We start from the raw sequence: 21,976 nt of genomic DNA on the forward strand, positions 1-21,976 counted from the left end.
TGCTCTCGCTGGGCGTCGACTTGGTCACGGACGCCTCCTGCCGCGCACTGGAGCGCTTTGAATTTCGAACGGCCCGAGGGAGACTCATTCGGGGGGTTGCCGGGCGCGGCCATCACCGCCGAACTAGGCCATCCGTTCGTCAGCATTCACCGCAACGAGTTGATCCGCGCGCTGCGCAATGCGGCCGACGCACCCATCCATTACGGCGCCGAGGTCGCCGCCGTCGGAATCGACCGAGGTGGGGCACGTGCCGCACTCGTCGACGGCACCGACGTGCGCGCTAGCGTGCTGGTCGGCGCCGACGGCATCCGATCGGTCGTCCGGTCGACGGTCGCCGGTGAGCGGCCGCCCAGCGAGTACGGCTATGTCTGCTGGCTTGCCACCGTGCCCTTTAGCCACCCACGCATGACCCCCCGGATACACCGGCCATTACTGGGGCAGAGGGCAGCGGTTCGGCCTCGTCGACATCGGCGGCGGGATGGCCTATTGGTGGGGAACAAAGAACATGCCCGCCGCCCAGGCACGTGACTGGCGTGGAGGTAAGGCGGACGTCCTCTCCGCATTCCACGGTTGGGCTCCCGAAGTAATCGAGGTGATTGAGCAAACACCGGCGCAGGCCATCGTCAGTGTGCCCGGACAGGATCGGCCGGTCCTCAAGCGTTGGGGCAGGGGTCCGATCACCCTGCTGGGTGATGCCGCGCATCCGATGCTGACCAGCAGGTCCCAAGGGGCCAGCTCCGCCGTGGAGGACGGTTATGTGTTGGCGGAGGCGATTGCCCGCATACCCGACGCGGTCGAGGCCCTGCGCGCCTACGAGGACCGGCGCCGCAACCGCGCAGGAATGCTGGTGCGGAGTTCGCGGCGGCTGAACAGCCTGGAGCAGGCGCAGAATCCCCTCGCTTGTGCGGTGCGGAACTTGGGCGTGCGTTGTGTGCCGATGCGATCACTGACCCGGAACACGATCCGCCCCATGCGATTCGACTTGGGGTGGACAGCGTGAGGGCGTTGCCGGTGACGCCGGCACGGTCGAAGTCGGTCGTCATCACCGGCGCATCGAGCGGGCTCGGCAAAGCCGCGGCCATCCACCTCAGCGCACTCGGCTATCGCGTGTTCGCCGGGGTGCGTTCCGAGTCGAGCGTGGCTGAACTTTCCGGGTTGTCAACGTCGCCGGGCGAACTCATCCCGGTGCTGCTGGACGTCACCAGTGCAGCCTCGATCGCGCAAGCCGGTGAAATCCTCGAACACGCATGCCTCGACACCGGGTTGTGGGCGGTGGTTAACAACGCGGGCCTGTGCATCAGCGCGCCGCTCGAATGCGTCCCGATGGACCTGGTGCGCAGCCAGCTGGAGACGAATCTTGTTGGCGCACTTGCAGTCACCCAGCGCTTCCTGCCACTGCTGCGCGCATCCGGCGGCCGCATCGTCAACGTCAGCTCTGGCATCGCCAACCACGTGCCACCGTACGCGGGGGCGTATGCAGCAGCCAAGTTCGGCATGGAGGGGCTCAGCGATGCGTTGCGGCGCGAGCTGCACCCTCTCGGGGTAAGCGTCTCGGTTGTCCAGCCAGGTGTGGTCTGTACACCAATCTGGGGCAAGATCCGCGAATCCGCGGACGACATTCTTGCCGCGGCCCCCGTCGACGTCGTCGACGTGTACCGCTCGCGATTTGTCACGATCCTGAGCACGAGTGAGGCTGTCGCACAGGTGAGCAAGACCACGACCACGGACTTCGCCGATGCCGTCGCCGCCGCCCTGGCAGCCAAGCGCCCGAAGATCCGATATCGAGTCGGTCTCGATTCGCGCGGCGCCGCCCTTGCTCGCCGTGCGCTGCCGGACCGGATGATGGACACCCTGATCAGTTTCGAATTCAAGGCCGTCAAGGGCCTGCTTGATGCAAACGGGCAATCGATGGTGGGGATCACGGCCGCCGCCAAGCACGCGGAAAATATCCGTCGTCGCACGAAAAGGCTTGTCCTCAAGGGCGGTACGGTGCTCGCCCGCCGACAGTTGCACCGAAAACCGGTCCGGCCCGGCCCTTTCCCGACACCGAAAGAAAGTGAATTGCAACCGATTCCGGGCGACAAGGGTCTGCCCATTCTCGGTCACGCCCTGGCCGCGGCGACGCTGCCCGTCGAATTTCTGGAAAGTCGGGCGACAACCTACGGTCCAGTGTCGTGGATGCGCGGCTTCGCGCTGCCGTTCGTGCTCGCGCTGGGGCCGGACGCCTCGCAGGAAGTGTTCGCCAACAGCGACCGTGTCTTCTCGCAGCAGGGCCAGGAATTCTTTTCCGGGCGCTTCTTCAATCGGGGACTGATGTTCCTGGACTTCGCGGAACACCACTTCCACCGTCGAATCATGCAAGCGGCGTTCACCCGAGAACGTCTGAGCGGCTATCTGCAATCGATGAACACGATCTGTCGCGCCGCCGCGGCGGAGGTGCCCGAGCACGAATTGCTGGTTTATCCATACCTGAAACGGACATTGCTCGACATCGCCACCGTCGCGTTCATGGGCGACGAGCCCGGACCGCAGAGCGACCTGATGAACCAGGCTTTCACCCAGTGTCTGCACGCCGCCACGGCCGTGGTTCGGGTTCCGGTTCCCGGCTTGCGCTGGTGGGCGGGTATCCGCGGTCGGCGCACGCTCGAGCAGCATTTCCGCACCAACATCGACGCGCGGCGCAGTTCCGACGGTGACGACCTCTTCGCGGCACTGTGCCGCGCCCGCGACGAGGACGGCAATCAGTTCACCGATGACGACGCGATCAACCACATGATCTTCTTGATGTCAGCCGCGACCGATACTAGCGCGGCCGCAGCGACCGCCACCCTGCATCAGCTGGCGCTGCATCCCGAGTGGCAGGACCGGGTGCGGGCAGAGGCTGCTGAGATTGCCGACGGGCCACTTGACCTGGACACGCTGGATCGCATGCAGTCGCTTGGGATGGTGATCAACGAGTCGATGCGGCTGTTTGCCCCGGTGCCGGTGATCTTCCGGAAAACACTGGCGGACACCTCGATTCAGGGTTACTTCGTGCCCGCAGACACCATGGTGGTCGTCGCTCCGTTACTCAACCACTACTGGCCGGGGCTGTGGAGCGACCCGCACACATTCGATCCCGAACGGTTCAGCGAGGCGCGTCGCGAGGACAGATCGCACCGGCTTGCCTTCGTGCCATTCGGCGCAGGTGCACACAAATGCATCGGTATGCATTTCGCGACAGTGGTCGTGAAGCTGGTGATCCACCATCTGCTTCGAGAACATCGCATCGAGCTGCGGTCCGGCTACACGCTGGAGTGGGACATGACGGCACTGCCGGCTCCTACCGACGGCTTCCCGGTGCTGATCCGGCGCATCGACGACGCGAAAACATAACTGCGGCTACGTGAATTGGAGTTCTCTGATGGACGTTACCTATTTCTTGGCATTCAACCGATTTGTCTCAAAGTACTTCTACCGCATCCAAACCCGGTTGTTCGCCACCGATGACGTGGTATTCCTCAACATCGGCTACGAGGAAGAACCGCCGATGGCACTCTCCCTCTCGGAAGGCGACGAGCCCGACCGGTTCTACATCCAGCTCTACCACCGCATGACGGCCCAGGCCGACCTCGGGGGCCAACGGGTGCTCGAAGTCGGGTGCGGGCACGGCGGCGGAGCCTCTTACCTGACGCGCACCTTGCACCCGGCCTCCTTCACCGGGCTGGATCTCAACCCGGCAGCCATCGCCTTTTGCCGGAAACGGCACAAGTTGCCCGGCGTGGACTTCGTGCACGGCGACGCGGAGCGGCTGCCCTTTCCCGACCAATCCTTCGACACTGTAATCAATCTCGAATCCTCCGCTGCCTACCCGCACTTTTCCCGGTTCCTCGCCGAAGTCGCGCGGGTGCTTCGCCCGGGAGGACATTTCCTCTACGCCGATCTCCGCCCCCGCGACGGCATCGCCGAGTGGGATGCTGCGCTGGACGAGGCTCCACTGAGGATGCTTTCGCAGCAGCTCATCAATGCGCAGGTGCTCTGCGCGCTGCAACAGAATTCGCCGCGGATCTCCGACCTGCTCAGCCGTTTGCCGGCGGGCCTGCGCGGCATTGGCCGCGAATACTCCGGCATGGAAGGCACTCGGTTCTATCGTGCGATGCAACGCGAGAAGTATCTGTACCGGATGTACTGCTTCACCAAAGCCGAGGCGGTGTCTGAGTCCGCCTAGTCCCGGTTACTCCTGCGTTGCAATCTGTTTGGGCGCACCCAGAAGTTCTGCCGCCTCCGGCCGGATCTCGAGCACGCACTCCACTCCCTTTTTCGCCCGACGTGACGAAGCGACGCACTGCCGGGAGAAGCCGAGCGTGCGCGAACGAGTTCCTCAATCCCCGCCGGCTCAGGATGTACTTGCGCAAGTCGCGGCGTACGTACCATCGGCACAATCCGGGGTCGGTGCGCACCGTCGCATCCCCCTGAATCCTCAGGATTCTCCGATCGTCGGGTTCGCTCTCGATGTCGAACAGGATGGTGACCCGCGGGTTGGCCTTGACATTCAGCGCTGCCAAGGTTCGGTCCGTTGTGCCAAGGTAGATTTTCCCGTTCCCACACACGAAAAGTAGAGGGGGTTGACATGGGGTCGTCCGTTGCGCGACACGGTCGCAATCCGCGCTACCATCGCGCGACGGAGGAAGTCCATCACCACCGGGTCGTCAGCAACCATCGTCGACTTCCCTGATGCGGGCATAATCCCAGGCAACGGCTCGCGTCGGCTCGATTGCGAACCAGAAGAAGTCGCCCGCCAAACCCGCCAACCCACCCAGCGGCCGGACTTGGCCGCGCAGGTAAATCGCACGGAGATCAAAGAACTGGACACCGTCGTCGACGAGCAGCACCACTTCGTCGTGAACAGCCGGCCGATGTGCGCCGCTCGAGGGCATCCCGACCAGGTAGCGATCATCCTCGAAGACAAGGGTGACGGGCTCAACCCGCGGACCCCCGTCGCCGATGAAGGCTACGCACGCGCGCGGCACCCGCTGCAGAAGATCGCGCGCTTCAATCAGAGCGACGTTCAACGTAATTCGCTTCACTCGGACACCTTCAAACGTCATTCCTGTCGCGCTGCCGCGGCGAATGACAGCCGCCGGACCAGTTGCTATTCTCGCTTCGGTGCGCTGCGTCGAACTCAGTAGCGGGCCACTGAATACCCCCGACACCGGCGCGCGGTACTACTTAGCGACCGATACGTCGGCCTTCACGTCATCGCCTCGGCCCAGGCGATATGTCCTTCAAAGCCAAGCGATTTCGCCCTCTCGCGATAGCGCTGCACCATGTCCCGGTAGGCGACCTCGTCGCCGCGGGCGCGGGATTGCAGCGTGCGCAGGCGTAGCAGCAGGACGTCGAGGGCCGCCGAGCCTTGGGCTGCCGGCAGCTTCGCCAACCGATTAATCGCCTCCTGGGCTTCGACCACGTCACCCTCGGTGCCACGCTCCAGCAGCGTCTCTACCAAAACTCCAACACCCCAGATGCCATAGAAGACCTGGTCTTGCTGATGCAGCTGGTCGACAGCCTGGCGCAGCACTGGAATGGCACCATCGCGGTCGCCACGCCTGGCCCTTGCCCAACTGGCCCAGACATCAACCACGGGCAGCAGGAAGAGAACACCCTCGCGCAGCCAAAGTTCGCGGGCGCGAATCATCAGTTCCAGCCCACGATGACCATCGCCCGCGGCGTTGCGATTCAGCAGCGCGACGGCCAACACGTACTCGGCCAAGCACAGCGCGAGATCATTGCTGGCCGCCGCGGCGGCGTGCACCGCCTCCTCGCTCGCGCGCACCGCCGAGTTCTCAGCCCGGAGCACCCCGTATTGGATCGCGAAACCATACGTCCAGGCGACGATGCCGGCGCGGGCGGTCGGATCGCTGTGCCGGACCATCGCGAGGGCGTCGTGGATGTCTTGACGCCAGCCGGGACGGTCCAACCACCACCGAGCAGCGCCCCGAAATGCGATTGCGGCCGCCAGCGGTGATCCCATCCCGAACTCGGCGCCCTTGGCGGGGTCGCCGGCGGCAAGATCGATAATGGTCTGGGACCATCGCAACGTCTTGCCGAATTCACCAGCATCGAACCAGATGCAGAACGTTGAGAACGCCAACCCCACAGTCGGGCCGGGATCGCCGATTGACTCGAGCAGCGCCACTTGTTCGGATGCCAGGCGCGACGCTTCACGCGTGTGCCCACCGTAGAGGAACTTGGCAAGCAGTCCGCTCATGCCGATGGCCAGCGAGATCGTGTCGCCGGCCGCGTTGCACAACTCGCGTAGCTCCGAGTAGCGGGCCGCGCTTTCCTCGAGTTCTCGCCCTCGCCATGCGATGGCACACAGCATGGTGCGAGGGGCGATGCGCATGGGCAACTTGCTGGGGTCGTCGGCGGGCAGTCCGTCGGCGATGCGGCGGGCCCGTTCCCAGCTGCCTGCGGCGGCGTTGAGATCTCGGTTCATTGACCAGGCGCCGGCGCGCATGTGCCAGCCACAGGCTGCGTGCGGCGCGTCGGCGGCCTCCCAATGTTCGGCGATCAGCGTTGCGTTCTCTTCAATCGATCCCGGTTCACCCTCTTCGATCGCGGCGGCCAGACGCCGATGCCATTGGGCGCGATCGGATTTCAGCTGCGATTCGTAGGCCACCGCGTGGATTAGCGGATGGTGAAAGGCGTACTCCGCGCTCGGGGTGAATCGCACCTGATCGATCAGCTCCGCGGCCAGCAGCTCATCGAACACCGGATCGATTCCCAGCGCAGTCAGCAACCACGTCTCGAAGCGCGCCCCGATCACCGACGCCGCCTGCAACGTCTGCCTGGCCGGGCCGCTCAGCCGGTCGACGCGCGCCGCGATGGCCGCCTGCACCGTGGCCGGCACACTCAGTTCGGCGACACCCGCGGAACAGACGTAGCCACCGCGTTCGCCGGCGAGCACGCCGCGCTGGGCCATCTCGCGCACCATCTCCTCGGCGAAAAACGGATTACCGGCACTCCGCTCGGCGATGATCGCCGCCAGCTCGGCAACCGAGGGATCCGCACCCAGCAGCTCGCGTACTAACGCCGCGGTAGCCGAATCATCCAGTGGGGCAAGCGCTATCGTCTGCGCTGCGGGCACCCTGCTAAGCGCTCCCTGATATTCGGGACGATAGGTGATCAGCGCCATCGACGGACTGCGCGGGAAGACTTTGAGGAAGTCGGCGATCATCGACTCGCTGGTCGCATCGATCCAGTGCGCATCTTCGATGATGTACAACGCCGGCTTGATGCGCGCCGACGCCACCGTATTGATCAGCGCGGTCAACCGGCGCCGCCGCGCATCCGGGTCGATCTGCGGCAGCGCCACCTCGGGGTCGCCGATAGCGAGCAGATCCTCGAGTAGCAGCAGATCTTGCGGGTCGGCATCCGGGACGTGGTCCCGGATCCGGGCGCGGGCGGTGTGGCCGTCCAGCTCGGCCACACCCATGGCCGCCCGCAACAGTCCGGTCACCACTGCGAAGGGGATGTCGCTGGCATGCGACTCGCAGAAGCCCCAGAACACCTCCACCCCTCGATTGGCGGCCTGTGCCGCAACCTCGCGGGCCGCCCGGCTCTTGCCGATCCCCGGCGGACCCACCACACCAACGACACCACCGCGGCCAGCAATTGCGCGCTCGACCATGGCCTCGAGTGCCGCCATTTCCCAACGTCGACCGACCAGGATCGCCTCGTCGCGCCCGGCCACCCTCTGCCGCGGGCGAATCGCCACCAGCCGGCGCCCGCCCACCGGTTCGTCGCCCCCCTTGATGCGCACCCACTCCAGTTCGCCCAGCAGCGCGGCGTGTTCAATGAGCCGGGCGGTGGACTCCGACAACATCACCCCGCCGGGTGGTGCCGCCGATTCCATTCGCTGGGCAAACCCGACCGCCTCCCCGGTCGCGGCATACCGTGGCGTCCTCGAACCGATGTCACCGGCGATCACCCGACCCGAATTCAGACCCACCCGCAATTGCAACGCCACGCCGTCCCGGCGACCCACCTCGGCCGCCAACCGGCTGGCCTCCTCCTGGATCGCCAACGCAGCTAAACAAGCACGAAAAGCATGATCCTCCAACGCAACCGGGGCACCGAACAGCGCCATCACCCCGTCGCCGTTGTATTCGACCGTCCCGCCGTAACGCTGCACCACCCCCGCCGAACGCTCCACGACGTCGGTCATGATCTCGCGCAACCGCTCGATATCCACGGCGGCAGCGAGGTCCATCGACCGCACCACGTCGGCGAACAACACGGTGACCTGCTTGTACTCCGGCGTGTCACCCGATACCGACGTGGGCGCACCGCACTCGTCACAGAACTTGGCATCTCGCCGCAGGCCAGTGCCGCACGACCCGCACGCAGTCATCCGAGCACCGCCGATCTAGGGTCCCGAACCCTCTGTTTGCCCAAGGATAGGGTGCGAGCAGACGCAAACGCACCCGTTTCGGCACGAAATGGGGAGAGCTTTTGCGTCTGCTCGCGCTAGAGGGTGACCTCTTCGAGTTTGCCGGTCGCCACGTCGAAGACGAATCCGCGCAGCGAGACATGCTTGGTGACGAACGGGCTGTTCTCGATGCGGCGCAACGACTGCCGGACGTCTTCGGCCACATCGGGGAAGGCCTCGGCCGCCCACGGCGGTTTGACCCCGATCTCGTCTTGGATGCCGCGCTTGAAGTCGTCGTCGGTGAAGGTGAGCATGCCGCAGTCGGTGTGGTGGATCAGGATGATCTCCTGCGTGCCGAGCAGCCGCTGGCTGATGGCCAGCGACCGGATCGCGTCGTCGGTGGCCACCCCGCCGGCGTTGCGGATGACGTGCGACTCCCCCTCGTTGATGCCCAGCACCCGGTAGACGTCGATCCGGGCATCCATGCAGGCCAGCACCGCGATGTGTTTGCTGGGCGGCAACGGCAGCGGCCCTTTGAAGGAGCTCGCGTATTGAGCGTTGTTAGCCAGGTAGTCGTCGGTAACCGTCACGCAAGTCTCCCTCGGGTTTGCCAGGCGGATCGCTGCCGGGCTGGAGGCTAACAATTGGGGGCCCGAAATTCACTAGTGCGGCTCAGTGGGATCGCAATGTCGTAAGGCGCCGTTACCGCCACGCCGCGCCCGCATCGCTACCCTGTCCCAATGCGACACGGTGCTACGGCATGACGCGGTTCCTGCTGCGCCGGGTGCTGAAGTACCTCGTGCTGCTGGCGCTGGCGTCCTTCCTGACGTTCTGCCTCACCTCGGTCGCGTTCTCGCCCTTGGAAAGTCTGATGCAGCGCAACCCGAGGCCACCGAAGGCCGTCATCGACGCCAAGGTCCACGACCTCGGGCTGGATCGCCCCATCCCGATCCGCTACGTGAACTGGGTCTCGCACGCGGCCCACGGCGACTTCGGCAAGACGGTCACCGGCCAGCCCGTGGCGACCGAGCTGTGGCGCCGCATCGCCGTCACGCTGCGGCTGCTGGTCATCGGCTCGGTACTGGGCACCCTGCTGGGCGTGACGCTCGGCGCGTGGGGCGCCATCCGGCAGTACCGGGCCAGCGACCGCCTGGTCACCGTATTCGCGCTACTGCTGCTGAGCACGCCGACGTTCGTGCTGGCCAACCTGCTGATCATGGGCGCGTTGCGGACCAACTGGGCGTTGGGTTTCCAGCTGTTCGACTACACCGGGGGAGACCTCCCCCGGTGTGGCCGAGGGGGTCGTGGGCCGCCGTGGCCGACCGGTTGAAACACCTGGTGCTGCCCACGCTCACGCTGCTGTTGTTCAGCGCCGCCGGCTACAGCCGCTACCAGCGCAACGCGATGCTTGACGTGCTGGGACAGGATTTCATCCGCACCGCCCGCGCCAAGGGGCTGACCCGGCGCCGGGCATTGGTCAAGCACGGGTTGCGGACGGCGTTGATTCCGATGGCGACGTTGTTCGCCTACAGCGTGGCCGGCCTGTTCGGCGGCGCCGTCTTCGTCGAGAAGATCTTCGGCTGGCACGGCATGGGGGAATGGACGATCCGGGGGGTGGCCACCCAGGACACCAACATCATCGCCGCCATCACGCTGTTCTCGGCGACCGTCACCTTGTTGGCCGGCCTGCTCTCCGACATCTTCTACGCGGCACTGGATCCCCGGGTGCGGGTGTGATGGCGGCCACCGTGCAATTCACCTCCCGCCGCACCCTGGTGCTGCGCCGATTCCTGCGCAACCGGTCTGCGGTCGTGGCACTGACCCTGCTGGTGTTGTTGTTCATCGGCTGTTACGCACTGCCGCCACTGCTGCCCTACTCCTATCGCGACCTCGACTTCAACGCTTTGTTGCAGCCGCCCAACACCCGGCATTGGTGGGGCACCAACGCGATCGGCCAGGACGTGTTGGCCCAGACGTTGCGGGGCATGCAGAAGTCAATGCTGATCGGCGTCTGCGTCGCGGTGATCTCGACCGGCATTGCCGCCACCGTGGGGTCGATCGCCGGCTACTTCCGGGACTGGCGCGACGGGATGCTGATGTTCGTGGTCGACCTGATGCTGGTGGTGCCCAGCTTCATCCTGATCGCCATCGTCTCACCGCGAACCAAGAACTCGGCCAACATCTTTGCCCTCGTGCTGCTGCTGGCCGCCTTCAGCGGATGGGTCAGCTCCCGCATGGTGCGCGGCCTGACCATGAGCTTGCGGGAGCGCGAATTCATCCGCGCGGCAAGGTATATGGGCGTATCCAGCCGGCGGATCATCACCAACCACATTCTGCCGAACGTGGCGTCCATCCTGATCATCGACGCCACGTTGAACGTCGGATTCGCCATTCTGGCCGAAACCGGATTGAGCTTCCTCGGTTTCGGTGTGCAGCCTCCCGACGTGTCGCTGGGCACCCTGATCGCCGACGGCACCCAGGCGGCCACCACCTTCCCGTGGGTGTTCCTGTTTCCCGCCGGGGTGTTGGTGTCGATCGTGTTGTGCGCCAACCTGACCGGCGACGGGCTGCGAGACGCGCTCGATCCGGGCGCGAGAACCCTGCGGCGCGGTACGCAATGAGTCCGCTGCTCGAGGTGACCGACCTGGCCGTCACTTTCCCCACCGACGGCGCACCCGTGACCGCGGTCCGGGGTATCAGCTACCACGTCAGTCCCGGCGAAGTGGTCGCCATGGTCGGCGAATCGGGGTCGGGTAAATCCGCTGCGGCGATGGCTGTGGTTGGCCTGCTTCCCGAGTACGCCAGAGTCGGCGGCTCGGTGCGGCTGCACGGAAACGAGCTGCTGGGCCTGGGCGATGAGGCGATGTCGCGCTTTCGCGGCAGGTCGATCGGCACGGTGTTCCAGGACCCGATGTCGGCCCTGACGCCGGTCTACACAGTGGGCGATCAGATCGCCGAGGCAATCCGGGTGCACCAGCCCACCGTCGGGAAGAAAGCCGCTCGCGCGCGGGCCGTGGAACTACTCGAGCTGGTCGGTATCGCCCGGCCCGACGAGCGCGCCCGCGCATTTCCGCACGAGCTTTCCGGCGGTGAACGCCAACGAGTGGTGATCGCCATCGCGATCGCCAACGACCCCGACCTGTTGATCTGTGACGAGCCCACCACCGCGCTGGACGTGACCGTGCAGGCCCAGGTCCTCGACGTCCTGAAGAAGGCCCGCGACGTCACCGGTGCCGGGGTGTTGATCATCACCCACGACCTGGGCGTGGTCGCCGAGTTCGCCGACCGGGCGCTGGTCATGTACGCGGGCCGGGTGATCGAGTCGGCCGGTGTCGACGACCTTTATCGCGACCGTCAAATGCCTTACACCATCGGCTTGTTGGGTTCCGTTCCGCGCCTGGACGCCCCACAGGGCACCCGGCTGGTGCCGATACCGGGTGCTCCCCCGTCGCTGGCCGGGCTGGACCCGGGGTGCCCGTTCGCGCCGCGCTGCCCACTGGTCATCGACGATTGCCGTAGCGCCGAACCGGTGCTGGTGGAGGTCGCACCCGATCACCGAGCCGCCTGCATTCGCACCGATGCGGCCGCCGGGCGCAGCGCCGCGCAGATCTACGGCGTCGAAACCGCCAAAGGCGAGGCGGTGTCCGATCATTCGACCGTGGTGGTGCGGGTGCGTGATCTGGTCAAGACCTACCCGCTGACCAAAGGCGTGCTGTTGCGCCGCACCGTCGGCGAGGTCCGCGCCGTCGACGGCGTCAGCTTCGAGCTGCAACAAGGCCGCACGCTGGGCATCGTCGGCGAGTCCGGGTCGGGCAAATCGACCACGCTGCAACAGATCATGGAGCTCGCCGCGCCACAGTCGGGTTCGATCGAGGTGCTCGGCACCGATGTCACAACTCTTGGTGCAGCGGGCCGGCGGTCATTGCGGCGCGACATCCAGATCGTGTTCCAGGACCCGGTGGCCTCGCTGGATCCGCGGCTTCCGGTCTTCGAGCTGCTAGCGGAACCGTTGCGGGCCAACGGTTCCGACAAGGGCAGCACCAACGCCCGGGTCGGGGAGCTGCTCGACATCGTGGGCCTGCGCCGCGCCGACGCCAACCGCTATCCCGCCGAGTTCTCCGGCGGCCAGAAGCAACGTATCGGCATCGCGCGGGCCTTGGCCCTGCAGCCCAAGATCCTCGCCCTCGACGAGCCGGTGTCCGCACTCGACGTCTCCATCCAGGCCGGCATCATCAACCTGCTACTGGACCTCCAAGACCAGTTCGGATTGTCCTATCTTTTTGTCTCCCACGACCTTTCGGTGGTCAAACACCTCGCCCACCAGGTGGTGGTGATGCTGCGGGGCGCCGTCGTCGAGCAGGGCGACAGCCAGCAGGTGTTCGGCAATCCGCGACACGAATACACCAAACGACTGCTGGGCGCCGTGCCGGGAGCAAGCCATGGGTAGCCGCGCAGGTGCGCCGCCCGGGACGCCGGGCCGCCGAAGCACGCCGCTCCTGAAAATGTTGTGCGCTCTGCTGGCCGGCGCCTTGCTGCTGTCCGGATGCGCGACCGGCGGCCAACTGACGCCGGCCGGTCACGGCGCCATCGGCACCGCCAGCGACGTCAACCCGCAGGATCCCGCCACCCTGCGCGAGGGTGGAAACCTGCGGCTCGCGCTCATCGACTTCCCGCCGAATTTCAACATCCTGCATATCGACGGCAACTCGTCGGAAGTCTCCGGGATGATGAAGGCCACTCTGCCCAGCGCGTTCATCATCGGAGCCGACGGCTCCACGCGAGTCAACACCGACTACTTCACCAGCGTCGAACTCACCGGAACCGACCCGCAGGTGATCACCTACACCATCAACCCCAAAGCGGTGTGGTCCGACGGGAGTCCGATCACCTGGCAGGACATCGCCAGTCAGATACACGCCACCAGCGGATCCGATGAGGCATTCGCCATCGCGACCACCAACGGCGCCGAGCGAGTCGCGTCGGTGACCCGCGGGGTGGACGATCGGCAGGCGATCATGACCTTCGCCAAGCCCTACGCCGAATGGCGGGGCATGTTCGCCGGCAACGGCATGCTGTTGCCGGCCACCCTCACCTCGACTCCCGACGCTTTCAACAAGGGCTGGCTCGACGCGCCGGGCCTGTCTGCCGGCCCGTTCATCATCTCGACACTGGATCGGGCCAAACAGCGAATCGTGTTGACCCGCAACCCGAGATGGTGGGGCCGGACGCCGCGCCTGGATTCCATCACCTATCTGGTGCTCGACGACACGGCGCGGCTGCCGGCGCTGCAGAACAACACGATCGACGCGACCGGACTCGCCTCGCTCGACCAGCTGATCATCGCCGAACGCACCAAGGGCATCGCCATCCGGCAGGCACCCGCGCCGGTCTGGACACACTTCACCATGAACGGCGCCAACGGATCGATCCTGCAGGACCCGGCGCTGCGCCTGGCCGTCTGCAAGGGCATCGACCGCAAGACCATCGCCACCGTCGCGTTGCACGGCCTCACCGCCGAACCGGTGCCGTTGAACAATCACGTGTTCGTCGCCGGCCAGGAAGGCTATCAGGACAACAGCCTGCCCTATGACCCCGAACAGGCCAAACGAGATCTCGACGCGCTGGGCTGGCGACTGAATCCCGATACGGGCATCCGGGAGAAGGACGGTCGGCAGCTGGTGGTGCGGATGCTGTTCTACGAGGCGCAGAGCACCAAGGTGTTCACCCAGATCGCCCAGCACAGCCTCGGTGAGATCGGCGTGAAGCTGGACCTGCAATCCCGTTCCGGCAGTGGGTTTTTCCGTGACTACGTCAATGTCGGGGCGTTCGATATCGCGCTGTTCGGCTGGGTGGGCGACGCGTTCCCGTTGTCCGGGCTCACCCAGATCTACGCATCCCACGGCGAGAGCAACTTCGGCAAGATCGGCAGCCGGGAGATCGACGACGCAATAGAACAGACGCTCGGTGAGCTCGATCCCGGTAAGGCGCGCGCGCTGGCCAATAAGGTCGACCAGCTGATCTGGGCCGAGGGGTTCAGCCTGCCGCTGACCCAATCGCCGGGCCCGGTGGCCGTGCGCAGCGACCTGGCGAATTTCGGTGCCCGCGGCCTGGCCGACCCGGACTTCACCGCGATCGGCTTCACGCGCTGACGCGCCTGCGCCCGTCAGCCCCGGATCAGGTCGGCGGCCTTCTCCCCGATCAGCACCGACGGGGCGTGCGTGTGCCCGCGGATCGTGCTCGGCATCACCGACGCGTCGGCGATGCGCAGCCCGTCGACTCCGCGGACCCGCAGTTGCGGATCGACCACGCTGGCGTCGTCGCTGCCCATCCGGCAGGTGCCCATCGGGTGATAGAGGGTGTGCGAGCAGGTGTTGAGGGCCAATTCGAGGGTGGCGTCATCGAGTTCGGTGCTGTTGCGTGGTCGCACGACGGACCCGAGGACGTCTCGCAGCGACGGGGCCTGCGCAATCTCGGCGCATATCCGCAGCCCAGCCATCATCGCCGCCCGGTCCACGCCGCCCGGATCCGACAGGTAGCGCGGGTCGATGACGGGCTTGTCGTGGGGGTCGGCGGAGCGCAGCGTGATCTGGCCCCGGCTCTGCGGTGCCACCAGAATCGGGCCGAACGCCACACCGTGCCCGGCCGGCGGCACCAGCGCCTCGTCGTAGAACGGCGCCGGGGCGAAGATCAATTCCAGGTCGGGCAGGTCCAGGTCGGCGCGGCTCCGGACGAATCCATATGCCTCCCCGACGTTGGAGGTGAGCATCCCGCGCCGCCGCAGCAGATAGCTGATCAGCTGCCGGGGCTTTTCGGCGGCGAACAGGCTGCCGTCGGCGACGTCGAAGCCCAACGGCGTCACCAGGTGGTCGATCAGGTTCTGGCCGACTTCCGGTGCGTGCCGGACGATCTCGATGCCGTGCTCGTCGAGATGATCACGGTCGCCGATCCCGGACAGCATGAGCAGTTGCGGGGTGTTGACGGCACCGCCGCACAACACCACTTCGCGCCGGGCGCGGATTACCGACGTGTGACCGGCCCGCTGGTATTCCACGCCCACGGCGCGGTTGCCGTCGAACAGGATTCGCGTCGCGGCGGCTTCGGTGAGCAGGGTCAGATTCTTGCGGCTCATCGCCGGCTTGAGGTAGGCGTCGGCCGTGCTGCACCGGGCGCCCCGGTGCTGCGTGACGACTGTCTCGCAAAATCCTTCCGGTGCAATGGAATTCGGCTGGGCAGCCGGGTAGCCGCACTCACGGACGGCGGACAGCCAGGCCGCGGTCAGCGGTCGCGGGCTGCGTTGGCGGGAGATGTGCAGCGGGCCGATGACGCCGCTGTCCTCGCCGCTGACGAAGTGCCACGCCGCGCTGACGTTCTCGATGCGACGGTAGTACTCGAGCACCTGAGCCGCCGACCATTGCGGATCGGCGAGTCTGCCCCACTCGTCATAATCGGCGCCGAAGCCGCGCACCCACATCATCGCGTTCATCGACGAGCAGCCGCCGAGCACTTTGCCTCGCGGCCAATAGATTTCGCGTCCGTCCAACTCGGGCTGCGGCTCGGTGAGGTAGTCCCAGTCGACCTCGCTGCGGAACAGCTTGGAGAACGCCGCCGGGATCCCGATGAACCGGTTGGTGTTGCCGGGTCCGGCCTCCAGTGCCGCCACCTCGGTGGCCGGGTCGGAACTGAGCCGATCGATCAGCGCGGCACCGGCCGAGCCGGTGCCGACCACCACGTAGTCGCGCTGCATCTCCATCGCAGGGCCGAGTCTAGGCCGGTCAACCCCGAAGCACTATGCGCTGAGATCGATGCGATGCGCGCCCGTGACACCGGCGTACCGGGCGGGGCTGCAGGTCAGCACGATCACCTGCCCGTGCGCGCCCACGGTGTCGAAGACCTCACTCATCTTGGCCAGCCGGTCCGGGTCGGTGAAACCGAGCGCGTCATCGACCACCACTGGAACGGTGTCCTCCTTGGCGACCAGGGCCGCGCCGGCCAACCGCGCGAGGATGCCGAGTTGTTCCTTGGCCCCGCCGGACAATGACTCGTACGGCACGGTGACGCCGTTCAAGGTCCGGCTCTGGATGCGCAGCGCGCTGTCGACCTCAACCTCGAACGTCGGCCCGAACACTGGACGGCCGAGTCGTTGCAGTTCGGTGCGGTAGGGCTGTACATAACGCAGCCGGCTGGTGTCGCGGTGGCGCGTCATCACCGAGCGCAGCAGCTGAGCAGCCCGGGCGCGATCGCCGATCCGCGCGTGCTGCCCGGCGGCGTGCTCGAGTTCGATCTGTGCAGCGTCGAGCTTGCCTTTGCGTCCCTCGCTGCGCAGCACCGCAAGCTCGATGCCGATTTGGTTGAGCGCGGCGACGGACTCGCAGTGGCGCTGGTGCAGCGACTCGGCGGCCTCGGTCGCCGCGGCGAGCTCGGCGGCGATCGAGTCCGGTGCCGCAGCGGCCAGCGCCTGGTTCAGCTCGGCCACGCGTAACTCAGCGACCCGCGCCGCGTGGCCCTGCGCCTCGGCGGTGGCGGCGAGCGCATCGTCGGAGACCGCGGCCCGTTCGGCCGCCAACTTATCAGCGGCCGCCTCGAGCTCGGCGCGCCGGGTGGCCACGCTGCTGCTCAAAACCGTTGCACGGGTGGTTGTCTCGGCGTGCCGGCGAGCAGCTTCGGCGGCGAGCCGGCGCTGGGTCTCGCACGCCGCCTGCGCTGCGATCCGGTCCGCCTCGGCGGCGTCGCGTTCGGCACGAGCGGCGTTGGCATCGGTGGTGAACAGATCCGGTGCGGCCGGTTCGCGGGCGTGCAGCTGGCCCAGCCGGGCGCGCAGCGCGTCTGGTTGCTCGTCACCACACAACGCGGCCAGGGTCGCCGTCAGCCGGTCGCGCTCGCCCCGCAGTTCGTGGCGTCGTCGCTCGACCGCGCGTGCCGCGGTGAGGTCGGCGACCCCGGCCGCTGCCAGGGCTTCGGTCAAGTCACCTTGAGCAGCAACGTGTTCGGCATGGATATCGAGCGTGGTCGCGCCCGGTGTGACGCGGGCGCTGAGCACCCCGGGCACTTCGACGTCGGTGGGGCCGGTGGCAGTGATCTGCCACATCTGCCCCGCCGACAGCGTTACGTGCCGGCCGCCCACGGCAATCTCGATATCGGCGGCCGCAGTGAATTCGACGACGGCGGAGAGCAACTCCAGCTGGCCGCCGATCCGGTCGACGGCGGCTGCGGCCGCTTCTATCCGGCGGGACAACTCGTCGGTCAGCGCGATGCCGGACAGCTCGGTGCAGACCCCGTCGAGCTGGCGCTGCGCCTCGCCGATCCGGTTGAGCCGCCCACTCAGCCGGTCGGCCTCTTCGCGTTCGGCGATCTGGTCGAGAGTGCGCTGCGCGGCTTCCGCGCGTTGCTGCGCCGCCGCCAGGACGGCCGCGGCCTGCTTGGCCGCCTCGTCCTGGGCGTCGGCCTCGGCGGCCGCCACCGCCTGCTGCCGTGTCGCCTCCTGCGCTTCGACCGCCTCCGCGGAGACCGCCGTTGCGCGACTGTCGATTTCAGCGATCAGCGCCAGCCTCGCGGTGTGCGCATCGTGCGATGTGGCGCTGGTGGCCACCGCGGCCGCGGCAACCAGCCTGGCGTCCTTGAGCTGGTCGCGAAGTGCTGCTACCCGGTCCGCGGCAGCCTGCGCGGCGGCCAGGCGCGGGGCGGCGGCACTGCGCTGCCGCGCCAACTCCGCGCTCTGAGCGACCAACTGCGCATGCCGCGCCACCCGGTCATCCACCTCGGCCATCGCCTTGGTGCACTCGTCCACGGCGAGCTTGGCGGCGTCGAGCCGAGAGATCGCGGCGGCCCACTCCCCCGTCGGACGGCCGGTCGGGGTGAAGTAGCGCGCGAACTCGGCATCGATGCGCTCGATGAGCAGCGGCTCGGTACCGCACAGCGCCGCGTCGCCGGCCGAGTCGGCGGCGACGTCGAGTGCCCGCGACAGCGCGTCGCAGCCGGCGAGGTCGACCGCACACGTCGACGCGGCCTGCAAGACCCGTTGGGCGTGCCACAATTCGGTGTCGACCGTCTCGGCCAGCATCGCTCGGACCCGCTCGTGCGCTTCGTCGCCGGTCAGCTGCTCGCGGCGCGGCGCCAGCACCGTCAACTCGGTCTCGGGCCGCTTGTGGAACCGCTTGCGATAGACGAAACGGTAAGGGCCGCTGCTGATCTCGGCGCTGACCTCCGCTCCGACGTCGGCATTGGTCGGCTTGACCTGCTTGACGTCCTTCTTCGTCGAGCGGTCCTTGGACTCCAGCAGCAGGTCCAGCGCCTCGATCATCGACGATTTGCCGATCTCGTTGGCGCCGTGGATGATCACCACGCCCTGGTCTGGTAACTCGATCTCGCGGTGCGTGACGCCACGGTAGTTAGTCATGACCAGCCGGTGCAGCTTCATGCCGCACCCCGATCCGTCAGCCGCAGCAACAGCGCCAGCGCCGCTTGCGCATCGACGGCGTCCGGCGAGTCACCCGCGCGTGCGGTCTCGACCAGTTCGTCGACCGCCGCAGCGGCGAACCCGCCGATCCCGAGGTCGGCGAACTCTCCATCGGCGGGCACCACCGCCAGGTCGGTGTGGCTGTCCCACAGTCCCACCCACGCGAAAAGCCGGGCGTAACGGTCAAGGCACGCGTCAAGTTTCGCGCGATCGGTGACCGTCACCGAACCGGTGAGCGCCAGCCGCACCACGGTGCGTTCCTTGTCGCTCAGCAGATCCAAGTTCACGTCCAGGTCCGCGATGTCACGGTCGTTGTCGACGTGACTGTGCAGCGTGACGAACCGCCAGCGGCCGACATGACGGGCCTCGACCGTCACCGGGCGGCTCGGGTCGGTTTCGTCGATGTCGACGACCAGGACGTGACCGGGGTCGGACTCGACGTCGTCGTAATTGGTGACCTCCGGTGCGCCCGAATACCAGACCCGCCCGCTGGCGCCGACCTGGGTGAGCGAATGCTTGTCGCCCAACGCCACATAGTGGATCACGTTGTCGGACAGCGCTTTTTCTATGCAGTCGAGACGGATCAGCGACGGCTTGTCGCGATCGGGGTCCAACGCGTCGACGCCGCCGTGCGCGACCAGCACCCGGGTGACGTCGGCGCCGGAGAGTCCGTCGAGCGCCTCGGCGACCAAGTCTGTGGTGGGCGCTTTGGACCGCCACGGAGCCGCGACGATTTCCAATCCCGGCCGGACCTCGTGCACACCGGCGCGGTCCAGGACCACAACGTTGGCCGGGCATTCCGTGCTGAACAGCGGACCGCTGTAGACCGACGCCGCGTCCAGCGGATCGTGGTTCCCCGGTAGCAGGTAGACCGGAATCCCGATGGCGCGCATGGCTTCCAGGGATTGACCGATCACTTGCGGGGCCAGCTGGTTGTGCTCGAAGACGTCGCCGGCCACGACAACGAATTCCGCACCGACCTCGGCGGCCAGCGCTCCCAGCCCGGCCACCGCGTCGCGGCGGGCCGCCGAATATCGCGGCTGGGCGTCGCCGGCAAGAAAGTGCCGCGTCATGCCCAGTTGCCAGTCGGCGGTGTGCAGGAACCGCATGGCGTGGACCCCCTTCCGGAATGGTGAAAGCCGATGCCCGGGAGTGTAGGGCGGGGCGCCGACAAGTCCGGGGACGCCGATCGGAGGTTCGGTCCGCAGTCCCACGCGCGGTGAGGTCGCCGGTCACACCAACCTCGTGTGCCACTTTGGCCTCTGTCGTGTCACCCGATCGGCCGGTTCGGCGACCGAGACCGGCTGCACGTGGATGCTCGACGAACTGCCCTCGGACTACGGAGCGGGCCCCCCGCGGCCGCGGCATCGCAGCCCGCGCCGGCACGCCCGCCTGGCCAGGGTGACCGACCACGGACGGGACGCTCGGGCGGGGCGGACTGCGCGGTGACCATCGACAGTGGTTAACGTGAGCCCGTGAACGAGCGGCACACCCTGGTACTGATGCGGCACGCGAAGTCGGACTATCCCAGCGGGGTGGCCGACCACGATCGGCCGTTGGCCGCGCGGGGCCGCCGCGAGGCCGCGCTGGGCGGCGAATGGCTGTCCGCCAACGTGCCCGCCATCGACGCGGTGCTCTGCTCGACGGCCGCCCGCGCCCGGGAAACGTTGGCGCGCACCGGAATCGATGCACCGGTCAGCTACGTCGGGCGACTCTACGGCGCGACTCCCGGCGCGCTGATCGCGGAAGTCAACAAGGTCGACGACGGCATCGGCACCGTGCTGGTCGTCGGGCACGAACCGACGATCTCCTCGGTCGCACTCATCCTCGCCGACGGCCGCACGAATATCGCTGCGGCCGAGCGCATCTCACAGAAGTATCCGACATCGGGCATCGCGGTGCTACGCGTTCCCGATCGCTGGGCAGAGCTGGAACCGGGTAGCGCCGAATTGGTGGAATTCCACGTCCCGCGCCAAGGCACCCGAGGTTAGGCGTTGGTGGCCAGCGTCAGTTCCATCAATTTGATCGCCTGACCACAGGCATCGATGCCGGGCGCCTGGGGATTTACCCACCAGCCGACCACCCCGGCCGCGTCGCTGGCGACACCACAGGAGCCGTTGGGATCGTTGGGCCGCATCACGATCGAGTCGATGCCCTGGATCGAGCGGGTCTCGATCTGGTACTTCAAGCCCTCGGCAACCTTCCGCTCGTTGCTCAGGCTGCCCTGCTCGAACCAGAACCGGGTGATGTCGATCAGACCGGCCGGGTTCGCCGCCTGCCAGCGGCAGATCGCGCCCACGAACGTGCTCTGGATGTCCAACGGGTCGGCCCCCACCGTCTTCGCCAGGATGTCGGTGGTCAGGACTTCGCATTCCTTGAGCAGGTTCGGATACTGCTTCTCGGAGTTGTCGTTGCGCGGGACTCCGCCCCCGCCCGCCTTGACCGCCGCCCCGTTGACCGTCTTCGTACAACCGGTCAAGACCAGCAGAGCGGCAACAACGGCCACCGTCAGGGCTGCCAGGCTACGCATCCACCTGTTCATTTCGCATTCGCAATCGACTGCCGGGCCAATTCCTTGGCGATGTCACAGGGCGGCGGAAACGGCTTCTGGGCGAAACTGATCGACCATTCGATGAAGTCGTCCTGGAACTGGATGCCGACCTCACACAGCGACTCGCCGAGGTTGGCCTCGCTGTTGACCGCGATGAATCCGCTGTGACCGTTGATGTTGATGTCGTCGACGCTGGCGCGCGACACCTCCTCGGTCTTGCGTTCCCGCCCGATGGGGCTGCCGCGGTACCAGGAGAAAGAGAAGTGCGGGCCGGAGATACCACCGCCGGCCAGCCATTGGCAGCCCACGGAGTTCTTGGCGGTGTTGACCAGGCCGGTGATTCTGGTCAGCTGCGTGACCGTTTCGTCGCTGATGCCGCCGCACTGCGGGAAGAACGGCCCGTGCTTGCCCTCGGCGTTCCCAGGCGTCGACGGCACCGTCCCGCCGCTCGGCTTGTTGTCTCCGGAACCGCCGCAACCCGCAACCCCGAGCAGCATTGCCGCCAGGGTCAGCGCGGCCACGACCCGCGCCGCCAAATTACGCCGCACTGCAACCTCTTCTA

The 21,976-nt window shown here is 66.9% G+C and carries 16 protein-coding genes and 1 pseudogene; 10 read left to right on the plus strand and 7 right to left on the minus strand.

Features of this window, described 5'->3' with window-relative positions; genetic code table 11:
- The first annotated feature begins 57 nt into the window (after positions 1-57).
- The 5 genes from L6444_RS20760 to L6444_RS20780 all read left to right on the plus strand — a co-directional run bounded on the left by L6444_RS20760 (position 58) and on the right by L6444_RS20780 (position 5,168).
- A complete protein-coding gene (locus tag L6444_RS20760) occupies positions 58-528 on the plus strand; it encodes an FAD-dependent monooxygenase (RefSeq protein ID WP_255730800.1) in 471 nt (156 codons plus the stop codon).
- Between the two features lie 64 nt (positions 529-592).
- On the plus strand, positions 593-1,000 hold the full coding sequence (locus L6444_RS20765; RefSeq protein ID WP_236976920.1) for an FAD-dependent monooxygenase: 408 nt from the start codon (positions 593-595) through the stop codon (positions 998-1,000).
- An 11-nt stretch (positions 1,001-1,011) separates the two neighbouring features.
- A complete protein-coding gene (locus L6444_RS20770) occupies positions 1,012-3,375 on the plus strand; it encodes a cytochrome P450 (RefSeq protein WP_236976922.1) in 2,364 nt (787 codons plus the stop codon).
- A 28-nt stretch (positions 3,376-3,403) separates the two neighbouring features.
- Positions 3,404-4,207: a phthiotriol/phenolphthiotriol dimycocerosates methyltransferase gene (locus L6444_RS20775; RefSeq protein WP_236976923.1), complete on the plus strand. Its 804-nt coding sequence runs from the start codon at positions 3,404-3,406 to the stop codon at positions 4,205-4,207.
- A gap of 415 nt (positions 4,208-4,622) precedes the next feature.
- Positions 4,623-5,168, plus strand: a complete 546-nt coding sequence (locus L6444_RS20780; RefSeq protein WP_236976924.1) for a hypothetical protein — start codon at positions 4,623-4,625, stop codon at positions 5,166-5,168.
- A gap of 62 nt (positions 5,169-5,230) precedes the next feature.
- Here L6444_RS20780 and L6444_RS20785 read toward each other — a convergent pair whose 3' ends face one another.
- Together L6444_RS20785 and L6444_RS20790 are read right to left on the minus strand one after the other, a co-directional pair.
- A complete protein-coding gene (locus tag L6444_RS20785) occupies positions 5,231-8,392 on the minus strand; it encodes an adenylate/guanylate cyclase domain-containing protein (RefSeq protein ID WP_236976925.1) in 3,162 nt (1,053 codons plus the stop codon).
- Between the two features lie 116 nt (positions 8,393-8,508).
- Entirely contained in the window at positions 8,509-9,000 is a 492-nt protein-coding gene (locus L6444_RS20790; RefSeq protein ID WP_236976926.1) for a beta-class carbonic anhydrase, read from the minus strand.
- 170 nt (positions 9,001-9,170) lie between these two features.
- Here L6444_RS20790 and L6444_RS20795 point away from each other — a divergent pair.
- The 4 genes and pseudogenes from L6444_RS20795 to L6444_RS20810 all read left to right on the plus strand — a co-directional run bounded on the left by L6444_RS20795 (position 9,171) and on the right by L6444_RS20810 (position 14,559).
- Positions 9,171-10,147, plus strand: a pseudogene (locus L6444_RS20795) (ABC transporter permease).
- Positions 10,147-11,031 carry an ABC transporter permease gene (locus tag L6444_RS20800; protein ID WP_236976927.1) on the plus strand — a complete coding sequence of 295 codons (885 nt, stop codon included), beginning with the start codon at positions 10,147-10,149 and terminating at the stop codon, positions 11,029-11,031. The pseudogene L6444_RS20795 and the gene L6444_RS20800 overlap by 1 nt, the downstream one beginning before the upstream one ends.
- Positions 11,028-12,857, plus strand: coding sequence for a dipeptide ABC transporter ATP-binding protein (locus tag L6444_RS20805; protein ID WP_236976928.1), 1,830 nt, complete (start codon positions 11,028-11,030; stop codon positions 12,855-12,857). The genes L6444_RS20800 and L6444_RS20805 overlap by 4 nt, the downstream gene beginning before the upstream one ends.
- A 55-nt stretch (positions 12,858-12,912) precedes the next feature.
- Positions 12,913-14,559, plus strand: a complete 1,647-nt coding sequence (locus L6444_RS20810) for an ABC transporter family substrate-binding protein (protein WP_236976929.1) — start codon at positions 12,913-12,915, stop codon at positions 14,557-14,559.
- Positions 14,560-14,573: 14 nt separating this feature from the next.
- Here the strand turns inward: L6444_RS20810 and L6444_RS20815 are convergent, their stop codons facing one another.
- From L6444_RS20815 to L6444_RS20825, 3 genes are read right to left on the minus strand one after another with little or no spacing between them, the layout of a single operon-like run.
- Positions 14,574-16,160 (minus strand): GMC family oxidoreductase, encoded by a 1,587-nt coding sequence (locus L6444_RS20815; protein WP_236976931.1) that lies wholly within the window; start codon positions 16,158-16,160, stop codon positions 14,574-14,576.
- A 36-nt stretch (positions 16,161-16,196) separates the two neighbouring features.
- Entirely contained in the window at positions 16,197-18,824 is a 2,628-nt protein-coding gene (locus L6444_RS20820; protein WP_236976933.1) for an AAA family ATPase, read from the minus strand.
- Positions 18,821-19,972, minus strand: a complete 1,152-nt coding sequence (locus L6444_RS20825; protein ID WP_236976935.1) for a metallophosphoesterase family protein — start codon at positions 19,970-19,972, stop codon at positions 18,821-18,823. Before L6444_RS20825 ends, L6444_RS20820 begins: the two co-directional genes overlap by 4 nt.
- A gap of 366 nt (positions 19,973-20,338) precedes the next feature.
- On the opposite strand from L6444_RS20825, the gene L6444_RS20830 reads away from it, so the two are divergent.
- A complete protein-coding gene (locus L6444_RS20830) occupies positions 20,339-20,854 on the plus strand; it encodes a SixA phosphatase family protein (RefSeq protein WP_236976936.1) in 516 nt (171 codons plus the stop codon).
- Here the strand turns inward: L6444_RS20830 and L6444_RS20835 are convergent.
- Both L6444_RS20835 and L6444_RS20840 read right to left on the minus strand, forming a co-directional pair.
- Entirely contained in the window at positions 20,851-21,393 is a 543-nt protein-coding gene (locus tag L6444_RS20835) for a DUF3558 domain-containing protein (RefSeq protein WP_236976937.1), read from the minus strand. The two genes, L6444_RS20830 and L6444_RS20835, sit on opposite strands and share 4 nt — an antisense overlap.
- An 8-nt stretch (positions 21,394-21,401) precedes the next feature.
- Positions 21,402-21,911: a DUF3558 domain-containing protein gene (locus L6444_RS20840; RefSeq protein WP_236984314.1), complete on the minus strand. Its 510-nt coding sequence runs from the start codon at positions 21,909-21,911 to the stop codon at positions 21,402-21,404.
- Between the last annotated feature and the right edge of the window lie 65 nt (positions 21,912-21,976).

Source organism: Mycobacterium kiyosense (assembly GCA_021654635.1).
Taxonomy (GTDB): Bacteria; Actinomycetota; Actinomycetes; order Mycobacteriales; family Mycobacteriaceae; genus Mycobacterium; species Mycobacterium kiyosense.